This window comes from Curtobacterium sp. MCPF17_050, from assembly GCF_003224435.2.
GTDB lineage: Bacteria > Actinomycetota > Actinomycetes > Actinomycetales > Microbacteriaceae > Curtobacterium.
In genome coordinates this window covers 2782865-2795544 of record NZ_CP126250.1, presented here as the reverse complement: position 1 = coordinate 2795544, position 12680 = coordinate 2782865, and the positions used below count along the sequence as shown (strand labels likewise).

Annotated in this window: 9 protein-coding genes and 1 rRNA gene; all 10 read left to right on the top strand. The window is 69.3% G+C overall.

Translation table 11 applies throughout. The annotated features are described in order from the left end of the window. Nucleotides 1–15: 15 nt before the first annotated feature. The gene (locus DEJ34_RS13290; RefSeq protein ID WP_110891005.1) at nt 16–1113 is read left to right on the top strand and encodes an N-acetyl-gamma-glutamyl-phosphate reductase; all 1098 of its coding nucleotides are present in this window, start codon (nt 16–18) and stop codon (nt 1111–1113) included. Between the two features lie 56 nt (nt 1114–1169). Continuing rightward, nucleotides 1170–2330 (top strand): bifunctional glutamate N-acetyltransferase/amino-acid acetyltransferase ArgJ, encoded by a 1161-nt coding sequence (argJ, locus tag DEJ34_RS13285; RefSeq protein WP_110911711.1) that lies wholly within the window; start codon nt 1170–1172, stop codon nt 2328–2330. Then, nucleotides 2330–3406, top strand: coding sequence for an acetylglutamate kinase (gene argB / locus DEJ34_RS13280; protein WP_258368360.1), 1077 nt, complete (start codon nt 2330–2332; stop codon nt 3404–3406). The genes argJ and argB overlap by 1 nt, the downstream gene beginning before the upstream one ends. 50 nt (nt 3407–3456) lie before the next feature. After that, nucleotides 3457–4629 carry an acetylornithine transaminase gene (locus DEJ34_RS13275; RefSeq protein WP_284180730.1) on the top strand — a complete coding sequence of 391 codons (1173 nt, stop codon included), beginning with the start codon at nt 3457–3459 and terminating at the stop codon, nt 4627–4629. Continuing rightward, a complete protein-coding gene (argF, locus tag DEJ34_RS13270; RefSeq protein WP_110900908.1) occupies nt 4626–5621 on the top strand; it encodes an ornithine carbamoyltransferase in 996 nt (331 codons plus the stop codon). The genes DEJ34_RS13275 and argF overlap by 4 nt, the downstream gene beginning before the upstream one ends. Nucleotides 5622–5648: 27 nt before the next feature. Next, nucleotides 5649–6845, top strand: coding sequence for an argininosuccinate synthase (locus DEJ34_RS13265; protein ID WP_110824039.1), 1197 nt, complete (start codon nt 5649–5651; stop codon nt 6843–6845). Nucleotides 6846–7012: 167 nt separating this feature from the next. Further along, nucleotides 7013–8482 (top strand): argininosuccinate lyase, encoded by a 1470-nt coding sequence (gene argH / locus DEJ34_RS13260; RefSeq protein WP_110911669.1) that lies wholly within the window; start codon nt 7013–7015, stop codon nt 8480–8482. A gap of 3 nt (nt 8483–8485) precedes the next feature. Further along, nucleotides 8486–9184 (top strand): DNA-3-methyladenine glycosylase, encoded by a 699-nt coding sequence (locus tag DEJ34_RS13255; protein WP_258368359.1) that lies wholly within the window; start codon nt 8486–8488, stop codon nt 9182–9184. Between the two features lie 32 nt (nt 9185–9216). Continuing rightward, nucleotides 9217–10530: a tyrosine--tRNA ligase gene (gene tyrS, locus DEJ34_RS13250; RefSeq protein WP_110911668.1), complete on the top strand. Its 1314-nt coding sequence runs from the start codon at nt 9217–9219 to the stop codon at nt 10528–10530. Nucleotides 10531–11125: 595 nt separating this feature from the next. After that, nucleotides 11126–12647 (top strand): 16S ribosomal RNA (locus DEJ34_RS13245). Nucleotides 12648–12680: the final 33 nt, after the last annotated feature.

Below are 12680 nucleotides of genomic sequence, written 5' to 3'. Positions count from 1 at the left end.
CCAAAGGTGGAACCCATGTCCGTATCCGTCGCCGTGGCTGGTGCCAGCGGCTACGCGGGTGGCGAGTTGCTGCGCATCCTCTCCGCTCATCCCGAGTTCGACGTGCGGACGGTGACGGCGTTCTCGAACGCCGGACAGCCGCTCATCGCGACGCAGCCGCACCTGCGGTCGCTCGCGCACCTGACCCTCGTGGAGACGACCCCGGAGAACCTCCGTGGGCACGACGTGGTGTTCCTCGCCCTGCCGCACGGCCAGTCCGGCGCGATCACGGCGGAGCTCGACGCGGACACGCTCGTCGTGGACTGCGGCGCCGACCACCGGCTGACGGACGAGGCCGCGTGGGCCGCGTTCTACGGCGGCGAGTACCACGGCGCCTGGACCTACGGGCTGCCCGAGCTCCTGCACGCGCCGCCCGCCCCCGGTGCCGCGGACGAGTGGCGGGACGTCGACGACATCGTGCCGCAGGGCCGACAGCGCACCGAACTCGCGGCCACCAAGCGGATCGCCGTCCCCGGGTGCAACGTCACCGCGGTCACGCTCGGCATCCAGCCCGGGGTGCAGGCCGGCCTCGTCGAGTCGGACGACATCGTCGCGGTCCTCAGCGTCGGACCGAGCGGTGCCGGCAAGAAGCTCGAGTCCACCTACCTGGCGGCGGAGATCATGGGGTCCGCCAGCGCGTACGCCGTGGGCGGGAAGCACCGCCACGTCCCGGAGATCCAGCAGAACCTCCGCGTGGCCGGTGCGTCGGACGTCCGTGTCTCGTTCACGCCCGTCCTCGTGCCGATGGCCCGCGGCATCCTCGCGACCACGACCGCTCGGCTCGCCCCCGGGGTGACCGCGCACGACGTCCGGCTCGCCTGGGAGCAGGCCTACGCCGACGAGCCCTTCGTGCACCTGCTGCCCGAGGGCGTCTTCCCCCGGGTGGCCGACACCATCGGGGCGAACACCGCCCTCGTGGGCATCGCGGTCGACGAGGCCGCCGGCCGGGTGGTCGCCGTCTCCGCACTCGACAACCTCGCCAAGGGGACCGGCGGTGCCGCCGTGCAGTCCGCGAACATCGCGCTCGGGCTCCCCGAGACCCTGGGCCTCAGCGTGGACGGAGTCGCCCCGTGACCGACCGCAACGACAGCGCCGACGCGACCACGGGCCTCCCGGCGACCGACGGCGCCCTGCAGGGCGTCACCGCCGCCGCCGGCTTCCGTGCAGCCGGCGTCACCGCCGGCCTGAAGACGAGTGGCAAGCCGGACGTGGCGCTCGTCGTCAACGACGGCCCCTCGGACGCCGTGGCGGCCGTCTTCACCACGAACCGTGCGCAGGCGCACCCGGTCATCTGGTCCCGCCAGGTGGTCGGCGACGGCATCGCCCGTGCCGTCGTCCTCAACTCGGGAGGCGCGAACTGCTTCACGGGTCCCTTCGGCTTCCAGACGACCCACCTCACCGCTGAGGCGGTCGGCGACGCGCTGGGCATCGGAGCGGGTGACGTCGTCGTGTGTTCCACCGGGCTCATCGGCGTCGGCGACCAGACCTTCCGCGACGGCGTGCTCCGCGGCGTGACGCTCGCCGCCGACGCCCTCGACGGTGCCGGCGGACCCGACGCCGCGGCTGCCATCATGACCACCGACACGAAGCCCAAGCAGTCCGTCGTCTCGGTCGACGGCTGGACGGTCGGCGGGATGGCGAAGGGCGCGGGCATGCTCGCACCCGGCCTCGCGACGATGCTCGTGGTGATCACCACCGACGCGGCACTGCCCGCGGACGAGCTCGACCGGGCCCTGCGCGCGGCGACCCGCGTGACCTTCGACCGCGTCGACTCCGACGGGTGCATGTCCACGAACGACACCGTCGTGCTCATGGCCTCCGGTGCTTCGGGCACGACCCCCGACGCCGAGACCTTCCAGCAGGCCCTGACCGGCGTCTGCGCCGACCTCGCCCGCCAGCTCCAGCAGGACGCCGAGGGCGCAGCGCACGACATCACGATCGAGGTCGTCGGCGCGGTCAGCGAGGACGAGGCCGTGACGGTCGGCCGGAGCGTCGCCCGCAACAACCTGTTCAAGGCGGCGGTCTTCGGCAACGACCCCAACTGGGGGCGGGTGCTCGCCGCGATCGGGACGACCGACGCCGAGTTCGACCCGTACGCGGTCGACGTGTCGATGAACGGGGTGCGGGTGTGCCACGCCGGTGCCCCGGACCAGCCGAGCGACGACGTCGACCTCAGCCCGCGGGACACGCACGTGCTCATCGACCTCGGGGTCGGCACGGCCGCGGCGACGATCCTGACGAACGACCTGACGCACGACTACGTCCACGAGAACAGCGCGTACTCCAGCTGATGAGCGACGCGGACCTCTCGAAGGAAGAAGAGCACGAGCTCGCGACCGTCAAGGCCGCGACCCTCATCGAGTCCCTGCCGTGGTTGAAGCGGTTCTCGGGCAAGATCGTCGTCGTCAAGTTCGGCGGCAACGCGATGGTGAATGACGACCTCAAGCGGGCGTTCGCCGAGGACATGGTCTACCTCCGGTACGCCGGCCTGCACCCGGTCGTCGTGCACGGGGGCGGTCCGCAGATCTCCGCGGCGCTGAAGGAGCAGGGCATCCAGTCCGAGTTCCGCGGCGGCTACCGCGTCACGACGACCGAGGCGATCACGGTCGTCCGCGACGTCCTGGCCGGCGAGGTGAACCGCGAGATCGTCGACCTCATCGACGAGCACGGCGACGGCCTCGGCGTCGGGGTGTTCGGCGACGGCGGGTCGCTGTTCACCGGCGAGAAGAAGGGCGTCGTCGTCGACGGCGAGCACTTCGACCTCGGCCACGTCGGCGACATCACCCACGTCGACCCGTCCGGGGTCCTCGCCGCGATCCGTGCCGACCGCATCCCGGTGGTGTCGAGCATCGCGATCGACGACGCCCACCCGGACCAGGCGCTCAACGTGAACGCCGACGCCGCGGCGGCCGCACTCGCGATCGCGCTGAACGCGTCGAAGCTGATGATGCTGACGGACGTGCCCGGGCTGTACCGCAACTGGCCGGACCGCGACTCGATCATCGACCTCATCGCGGTCGAGGAACTCCGCCAGCTGCTGCCGTCGCTCGAGTCCGGGATGATCCCGAAGATGACCGCGTGCCTCGACGCCGTGGTCGGCGGTGTCGGTGGTGCGACCATCATCGACGGCCGCATCCCGCACTCGATCCTGCTCGAGGTCTTCACCCTCCGCGGCGCCGGCACCGAGGTCATCCCGGACCCGAGCCGGCGGACCGAGAACCAGAACACCCACGCCGAGATCGGCCGACGCGCGGCGGTCCACGCTCCGGGCAGCGGCCACGACGACGTCCGGGGCGGCCAGCACGTCGCCCGACGCGACGACGACTCCACGACTCCGCACGACGACGAGAAGGGCACAGCACGGTGAGCACCGAGACGCAGACCGAGACCTGGAACGACCGGTTCGGGGCGTCGCTCATGCGATCCCTGACCCCGCCGAAGATCATGCTCGAGCGCGGCGAGGGCTGCCGGGTGTGGGACGTCGACGGCAACGAGTACCTCGACTTCCTCGCCGGCATCGCGGTGAACTCGCTCGGCCACGCCCACCCGGCGCTCGTCGAGGCGATCAGCGACCAGGCAGCGAAGCTCGTGCACGTGTCGAACTACTTCGCGACGCCGCCGCAGCTCGAGCTCGCGGAACGCCTCAAGCGGATCTCCGGCGCGGGCGACGCGGGCCGCGTGTACTTCGGCAACTCCGGCGCAGAGGCCAACGAGGCGGCGTTCAAGCTGGCTCGGCTGAACCGCGGCGCGGACGGTCGCAAGACGAAGATCCTCGCGCTGCAGCAGGCGTTCCACGGCCGCACCATGGGCGCGCTCGCGCTCACCGGCAAGCCCGCCCTCCAGCAGGACTTCCTGCCGATGATCCCGGGCGTCGAGCACATCGAGACGTCGATCGAGGCCCTCGAGCGCTCGGTCGACGACACCGTCGCGGCGCTCATCCTCGAGCCGATCAAGGGCGAGGCCGGCGTCGTCGACCTGCCCGAGGGCTTCCTGCAGGCCGCGCGGGCCCTGACCGAGCGGCACGGTGCACTGCTCGTCCTCGACGAGATCCAGACCGGCATCGGCCGCACCGGCGCCTGGTTCGCCTTCCAGAACACGGGCGTGGTCCCGGACGCGATCACGGTGGCCAAGGGCATCGCCGGTGGTTTCCCGATCGGGGCGCTCGTGACCTTCGGGTGGGCGTCCGACCTGTTCTCGGCGGGCCAGCACGGCTCGACCTTCGGCGGCAACCCGCTCGGCACCCGCGTCGCGAACGCGGTGCTCGCCGAGATCGAGCGCGCGGACCTGGTGGCCGGTGCGGTCGTCAAGGGCGAGCGCATCCGCACCGGGATCACCGCACTCGGCTCCGACCTGGTGGAGGAGGTCCGGGGGAGCGGCCTGCTCATCGGTGTCGGCCTCCGTCGCCCGGTCGCCGCCGCGGTGTCGGCCGCCGCGCTCGAGCGCGGCCTCATCATCAACGCACCGAACGAGTCGAGCCTGCGCATCGCGCCGCCGCTCATCGTGTCCGACGCCGAGATCGACGCGTTCCTCGCGATCCTCGCCCAGAGCATGGCGGCCGTCGAGGGCGCCGACCAGGAGACCTCCGCATGACCCGCCACTTCCTCCGGGACGACGACCTCACGCAGGCCGAGCAGTCCGCGATCCTCGACCTCGCCGTCGAGATGAAGCGCGACCGGTGGGGCGCCAAGCCCCTCGCCGGTCCGCAGAGCGTCGCCGTGATCTTCGACAAGTCGTCCACCCGCACCCGGGTGTCCTTCCACGTCGGCATCAGCGACCTCGGCGGCAGCCCGCTCATCATCTCGACCGCGAACAGCCAGCTCGGCGGCAAGGAGACCCCGACCGACACCGCCCGCGTGCTCGAGCGCATGGTGTCGGCGATCGTCTGGCGCACCTACGGCCAGGCCGGGCTCGAGGAGATGGCGGCGAGCACCACGGTGCCGGTCGTCAACGCGCTGTCCGACGACTTCCACCCGTGCCAGCTCCTCGCCGACCTGCTCACCATCCGCGAGCACCGCGGCGCGTTGGCCGGGCAGACCATCGCGTTCGTCGGCGACGGCGCGAGCAACATGGCGCAGTCGTACCTGCTCGCCTGCGCGACGGCCGGGATGCACGTGCGTGTCGCGTCACCGGTCGAGTTCTCGCCCGCACCGCAGGTCGTGACGGACGCGGAGCACCGCGCCGCCGAGACCGGCGGGTCCGTGCTCGTCGTGACCGACCCGGTCGCCGCGGTGGCGGGTGCCGACGTCGTCGTGACCGACACCTGGGTCTCGATGGGCAAGGAGGACGAGAAGCAGCAGCGGCTCGCCACCTTCGCCGGGTACCGCGTCGACGACGACCTGCTCGCGCACGCCGCGGACGACGCCGTGTTCATGCACTGCCTGCCCGCCGACCGCGGCTACGAGGTCACCGCCGAGGTCATCGACGGACCGCGCAGCATCATCTGGGACGAGGCGGAGAACCGCCTGCACGCCCAGAAGGCCCTGCTCGCCTGGCTCCTCGCTGCCAACGCCCCGACCGCCGCAGACGGGGCGACCGCCGCAGACGGGGCGACCGCCGCAGACGTGGCGACCCCCGGCAACTGACAACCACCACCACACAGGAGAGAACCCATGGCAGACCGCGTCGTACTCGCGTACTCAGGAGGGCTCGACACCTCCGTCGGGATCGGTTGGCTCAAGGACGCCACCGGCAAGGAGGTCGTGGCGCTGGCCGTCGACGTCGGCCAGGGCGGCGAGGACATGGACGCCATCCGTCAGCGCGCGCTCGACTGCGGCGCGGTGGAGTCGGTCGTCATCGACGCGAAGGACGAGTTCGCGGACGACTACCTCGTCCCGGCCCTCAAGGCCAACGCGCTCTACCAGAAGCGCTACCCGCTCGTCTCGGCGCTGAGCCGGCCGCTCATCGCGAAGCACCTCGCCACCACGGCGAAGCAGCTCGGCGCGGACAGCGTCGCGCACGGCTGCACCGGCAAGGGCAACGACCAGGTGCGCTTCGAGGCCGCCGTGGCCGCGATCGCCCCCGACCTGACGAGCGTCGCCCCGGTCCGTGACCTCGCGCTGACCCGTGACAAGGCGATCGTCTACGCGCAGGAGCACGACCTGCCGATCCTGCAGAGCAAGAAGTCGCCGTACTCGATCGACCAGAACGTCTGGGGTCGCGCGGTGGAGACCGGGTTCCTCGAGGACCCGTGGAACGCCCCGATCGAGGACCTGTACGCGTACACGCAGGACCCCGCCGTCGACCGTGAGGCCGACGAGGTCACGATCACGTTCGAGCAGGGTGTGCCGGTCGCGATCGACGGTCAGCGATTCAGCGTCCTGCGCGTCGTGCAGGAACTCAACGCCCTCGCCGGCAAGCACGGCGTCGGCCGCATCGACGTCGTCGAGGACCGCCTGGTCGGCATCAAGTCGCGCGAGGTCTACGAGGCCCCGGCCGCGATGGCGCTCATCGCCGCGCACGAGGAGCTCGAGAGCCTGACCCTCGAGCGCGACGTCAACCGCTACAAGCGCGGTGTCGAGTCGGAGTGGGCCGACCTGGTCTACGACGGCCTGTGGTTCGGTGGGTTGAAGCGCAGCCTCGACGCCTTCATCGACTCGACGCAGGAGTACGTGTCCGGCGACATCCGCATGCAGCTCCACGGCGGTCGTGCCACGGTGACCGGTCGTCGCTCGGAGCAGAGCCTCTACGACTTCGACCTCGCCACGTACGACACCGGTGACACGTTCGACCAGTCGCTCTCCAAGGGCTTCATCGAACTGTGGTCGCTGCCGAGCAAGATCTCCGCCCGCCGCGACCTGGCGAACTGAGCGACCGAGGACGGCGGGACCGATCGGTCCCGCCGTCCTCGCCGGACGGGAGGCGCGGCACGTGCCCGTCCCGTCGCCGTCGGCCCGGCAGGCGCACCGCCCGGACCGCACCAACCCCCGACCGACCCGACCCGACCCGACCCGACCCGAGACGACGCAGGACCCTCATGACGGACGCCCCCCGAGCCTCCCGGCCGGACGACAGCAGCAGCAAGACCGACGCGACGAACACGGGCGCCCTGTGGGGTGGCCGGTTCGCGGACGGTCCGAGCGCGGAACTCGCCGCCCTGTCGAAGTCGACGCACTTCGACTGGCAGCTGGCGCCCTACGACATCGCCGGCTCCCGCGCGCACGCCCGGGCGCTGCAGGTGGCGGGGTACCTGACGGCCGACGAACTCGAGCGGATGCTCGCCGGCCTCGACCGGCTCGAGGACGCGCACGCCGACGGCTCCCTGCAGCCGGACGAGTCCGACGAGGACGTGCACGGCGCACTCGAGCGCCTGCTCATCGCCGACGTCGGCCCGGAGCTGGGCGGGAAGCTCCGCGCTGGCCGCAGCCGCAATGACCAGATCGCGACCCTCGGCCGGATGCACACGCTCGACCACGGCCGTCGGATCGGCCGGATGGTCATCGACCTCGTCGACGCGATCAGCCAGCAGGCATCTGAACACGAGGGCGCCATCATGCCCGGCCGGACGCACCTGCAGCACGCGCAGCCGGTCCTGCTCGCGCACCACCTGCTCGCGCACGCCTGGCCCCTCGTGCGGGACCTCGAGCGGCTCCGCGACTGGGCGGGCCGCGCGAGCGTCAGCCCCTACGGCGCCGGTGCGCTGGCGGGCAGCTCGCTCGGACTCGACCCGGCCGCCATCGCGCAGGAGCTGGGCTTCGACCGGCCCGCCGACAACTCGATCGACGCGACCGCCGCTCGCGACGTCGTCGCCGAGTTCGCCTTCGTCCTCGCCCAGATCGGCATCGACGTCTCCCGCCTGGCGGAGGAGGTCATCCTCTGGAACACGAAGGAGTTCGGCTTCGTCCGGCTCCACGACGGCTTCTCGACCGGGTCGAGCATCATGCCGCAGAAGAAGAACCCGGACATCGCCGAGCTCGCACGCGGCAAGTCCGGTCGGCTGATCGGCAACCTGACCGGCCTCCTCGCCACCCTCAAGGGCCTGCCGCTCGCGTACAACCGCGACCTGCAGGAGGACAAGGAGCCCGTCTTCGACTCGGTCGCGACGCTCGAGGTCCTGCTCCCCGCGTTCACCGGCATGATCGCGACCCTGTCCTTCGACACCGCCCGGATGGCGGAGCTCGCACCGCAGGGGTTCTCCCTGGCGACCGACGTCGCGGAGTGGCTGGTCCGACAGGGTGTCCCGTTCCGTGACGCGCACGAGGTCTCGGGCGCGCTCGTCCGGTACTGCGAGGAGCGCGGCATCGACCTCGACGACCCGACGGACGCGGAGTACGCCGCGGTCTCGGAGCACCTCACCCCGGAGGTCCGCACGGTCCTCACGATCGAGGGCAGCGTCGCGTCCCGTCGGGGCGTCGGCGGCACGGCACCCGAGCGGGTCGCCGAGCAACTCGCCGCCCTGACCCGGTCCGTCCGGGAGATCGCGGCCGGGACGCCCTTCACCCGGTGAACCGTGTCCCCTGAGCCGACGCCGACGCCGACGCCGACGCCGTCGGATGCGCTGCTCGCGCTGCTGCGCGAGCCCGCGCCGGTGTGCGCACCAGCGCTCCTCGGCGCGACGATCACGGGCAAGGGCGTGACCCTGCGGATCACCGAGGTCGAGGCCTACTCGGGCGCGGTCGACCCGGGTTCGCACGGACACCGCGGCATGACAGCGCGCAACCGGCACCTCTTCGGTCCGCCCGGGACGCTGTACGCCTACCGGTCGTACGGCATCCACACGTGCGTGAACGTCGTGAGCGGCCCCGCCGGCCAGTCGTCCGGGTCCCTGCTCCGCGGGGCTGCGGTGGTGGCGGGCACCGACGTCGCCCGCGAGCGTCGCGGACCCACCGTGGCCGACGTGGCGCTCGCGCGCGGACCGGGGAACCTCGGCGTCGCGCTCGGCGCGGTCCTCGGCGTGGACGACGGCACCTCGGTCCTCGACGGTTCCGGTCCGTACACGCTGCGGTTGGCTCCCGCCCTGGAGGCCCGGCTCGCCTCCGCCCCGGTGGCGCAGGTCGTCGACGACCTCCTGTCCGGCGGCCTGGTCGCGAGCGGTCCACGGACCGGCGTGGGCGGGGTGGCCGGGGGAGCGGCGTTCCCGTGGCGGTTCTGGCTGCCGGGCGACCCGACCGTGTCGGCGTACCGCCGGCACAAGGGCGCCATCGGCTGAGGGGGCGCCGAGCGCGCCGGTACGATGACGGGGTGTCCAGCGATACCGATCCCGACGTCCTGACGCGCCAGCAGAACGACCCCACCTTCGCCTCGGTGTGGGACGAACTGCGCTGGCGTGGTCTGGTGCACGTCTCCACCGACGAGACCGCACTGCAAGAGGCCCTCGACGCCGGACCGGTGACCTACTACTGCGGGTTCGACCCGACCGCCCCGTCGCTGCACTGCGGGAACCTGCTCCAGCTGCTGACCATGCGTCGACTGCAGCTGGCCGGGCACAAGCCGCTCGCGCTCGTCGGCGGGTCGACCGGTCTCATCGGGGACCCGCGTCCCACGGCCGAGCGCACGCTCAACACCCGCGAGACCGTCGAGGAGTGGGTGGGACGGCTGCAGGGCCAGGTGTCCCGGTTCCTCAGCGCCGACGGTGACAACGGCGTCCGGCTGGTGAACAACCTGGACTGGACCGCGCCGCTGTCCGCGATCGACTTCCTGCGTGACATCGGCAAGTACTTCCGCGTCAACTCGATGCTCAAGAAGGACGCCGTCGCCGCCCGGCTGAACTCGGACGCCGGCATCAGCTACACCGAGTTCAGCTACCAGATCCTGCAGGGCCTGGACTTCCGCGAGCTCTACCGCCAGTACGGGTGCACGCTGCAGACCGGTGGCTCCGACCAGTGGGGCAACCTCACCTCGGGCACGGAACTCATCCGTCGGACCGAGGGCGTGTCCGCGCATGCGCTGGGGACGCCGCTCATCACGAACTCGGACGGCACGAAGTTCGGCAAGAGCGAGGGCAACGCGATCTGGCTCGACGGCACGATGACCTCGCCGTACGCCTTCTACCAGTTCTGGCTCAACACGGCGGACGCCGACGTGGTCGCGCGCCTGCGCGAGTTCACCTTCCTGCCGCGCGCCGAGGTGGAGCGCCTCGAGCAGGCCGTCGCCGACGAGCCGTTCCGCCGGGAGGCCCAGCGCACCCTCGCATTCGAGGTCACCGCACTGGTCCACGGGGAGGCCGCGACACAGGCCGCGATCGACGCGTCGGCAGCGCTGTTCGGGAACGGCGACCTGGCCGCGCTCGACGCCGACACCCTGCGCGCCGCGATCGCCGAGCTGCCCGGGACGGTGTCGCTGGGCGGGGATGCCGATGTGGCGCGAGCCCTCGTGGAGACCGGACTCGTCAAGTCCCTCGGTGAAGCACGGCGTGCGGTCGACCAAGGTGGCGTCTACGTCAACAACGAGCGTGCCGAGGACGCGGCCGCGACGCTGGCGTCCCTGGCCATGCCGGGTGACGTGCTCGTCCTCCGTCGCGGGAAGAAGACGCTGGCCGGCGTCACGCTCGGCTGACGCAGCCGGTCCCGACCACTCCCGACGCCCGGTCCCGAGAGGGGCCGGGCGTTCGGCGTCCCGGGGAGCGGCACCGGTGTTGCATGGTGTGACACGCCCGGGATGTGGGGTGGGTTGGTGGTGGGTGTGGGGGCTGCGTAAAGTAATCCCTCGTCACCCCAAAGGTGCGGCGGAGCGGCTGGAGCGGAAGCCCAGAGCACGTCGGCCCTCAAGTGGGACCATCCTCCACTGGAGTTCAGATCTGGCCTTGTGCTGGGTCGCTTCGACGCTTAGGATGACTACTCCACCGGTTCTCTCCTTCGGGATGAGCCACTGGATCTGACTGCACGTTTTGTGTTGGCGGGTTCGACGACATCGGTGGGATCGAGAGCGACAGCCTCTCTGGCGAAGCATCCTGGTGGTGTGGAGTGGGGAGTGCGTCTGGTCCTTGAGAACTCAACAGCGTGCACATTGTCAATGCCAATTTTATTGACCTCGTGCCTGGTCGGTTTTTTACCGGTCGGGTCATGAAGCAATTCCTTTTGGATTGAAGATTGTCAGTAGACAGTCAACAGTCAAGATCAACTCGCTGGCACTTCGGTGTTGGTTGTAATTTTTTACGGAGAGTTTGATCCTGGCTCAGGACGAACGCTGGCGGCGTGCTTAACACATGCAAGTCGAACGATGATCAGGAGCTTGCTCCTGTGATTAGTGGCGAACGGGTGAGTAACACGTGAGTAACCTGCCCCTGACTCTGGGATAAGCGTTGGAAACGACGTCTAATACTGGATATGACTACTGGTCGCATGGCCTGGTGGTGGAAAGATTTTTTGGTTGGGGATGGACTCGCGGCCTATCAGCTTGTTGGTGAGGTAATGGCTCACCAAGGCGACGACGGGTAGCCGGCCTGAGAGGGTGACCGGCCACACTGGGACTGAGACACGGCCCAGACTCCTACGGGAGGCAGCAGTGGGGAATATTGCACAATGGGCGAAAGCCTGATGCAGCAACGCCGCGTGAGGGATGACGGCCTTCGGGTTGTAAACCTCTTTTAGTAGGGAAGAAGCGAAAGTGACGGTACCTGCAGAAAAAGCACCGGCTAACTACGTGCCAGCAGCCGCGGTAATACGTAGGGTGCAAGCGTTGTCCGGAATTATTGGGCGTAAAGAGCTCGTAGGCGGTTTGTCGCGTCTGCTGTGAAATCCCGAGGCTCAACCTCGGGCTTGCAGTGGGTACGGGCAGACTAGAGTGCGGTAGGGGAGATTGGAATTCCTGGTGTAGCGGTGGAATGCGCAGATATCAGGAGGAACACCGATGGCGAAGGCAGATCTCTGGGCCGTAACTGACGCTGAGGAGCGAAAGCATGGGGAGCGAACAGGATTAGATACCCTGGTAGTCCATGCCGTAAACGTTGGGCGCTAGATGTAGGGACCTTTCCACGGTTTCTGTGTCGTAGCTAACGCATTAAGCGCCCCGCCTGGGGAGTACGGCCGCAAGGCTAAAACTCAAAGGAATTGACGGGGGCCCGCACAAGCGGCGGAGCATGCGGATTAATTCGATGCAACGCGAAGAACCTTACCAAGGCTTGACATACACCGGAAACGGCCAGAGATGGTCGCCCCCTTGTGGTCGGTGTACAGGTGGTGCATGGTTGTCGTCAGCTCGTGTCGTGAGATGTTGGGTTAAGTCCCGCAACGAGCGCAACCCTCGTTCTATGTTGCCAGCGGGTTATGCCGGGGACTCATAGGAGACTGCCGGGGTCAACTCGGAGGAAGGTGGGGATGACGTCAAATCATCATGCCCCTTATGTCTTGGGCTTCACGCATGCTACAATGGCCGGTACAAAGGGCTGCGATACCGTAAGGTGGAGCGAATCCCAAAAAGCCGGTCTCAGTTCGGATTGAGGTCTGCAACTCGACCTCATGAAGTCGGAGTCGCTAGTAATCGCAGATCAGCAACGCTGCGGTGAATACGTTCCCGGGCCTTGTACACACCGCCCGTCAAGTCATGAAAGTCGGTAACACCCGAAGCCGGTGGCCTAACCCTTGTGGAAGGAGCCGTCGAAGGTGGGATCGGTGATTAGGACTAAGTCGTAACAAGGTAGCCGTACCGGAAGGTGCGGCTGGATCACCTCCTTTCTAAGGAGCATCTGGTCAGTGCTGCTCACCGTC

What these genes read in the sequence shown, in the direction of transcription:
- DEJ34_RS13275 (WP_284180730.1), top strand. Translation starts at nt 3,457, where the DNA reads ATGCGATCCCTGACCCCGCCGAAGATCATGCTCGAGCGCGGCGAGGGC.
- DEJ34_RS13290 (WP_110891005.1), top strand. Translation starts at nt 16, where the DNA reads ATGTCCGTATCCGTCGCCGTGGCTGGTGCCAGCGGCTACGCGGGTGGC.
- argB (WP_258368360.1), top strand. Translation starts at nt 2,330, where the DNA reads ATGAGCGACGCGGACCTCTCGAAGGAAGAAGAGCACGAGCTCGCGACC.
- argH (WP_110911669.1), top strand. Translation starts at nt 7,013, where the DNA reads ATGACGGACGCCCCCCGAGCCTCCCGGCCGGACGACAGCAGCAGCAAG.
- DEJ34_RS13265 (WP_110824039.1), top strand. Translation starts at nt 5,649, where the DNA reads ATGGCAGACCGCGTCGTACTCGCGTACTCAGGAGGGCTCGACACCTCC.
- argF (WP_110900908.1), top strand. Translation starts at nt 4,626, where the DNA reads ATGACCCGCCACTTCCTCCGGGACGACGACCTCACGCAGGCCGAGCAG.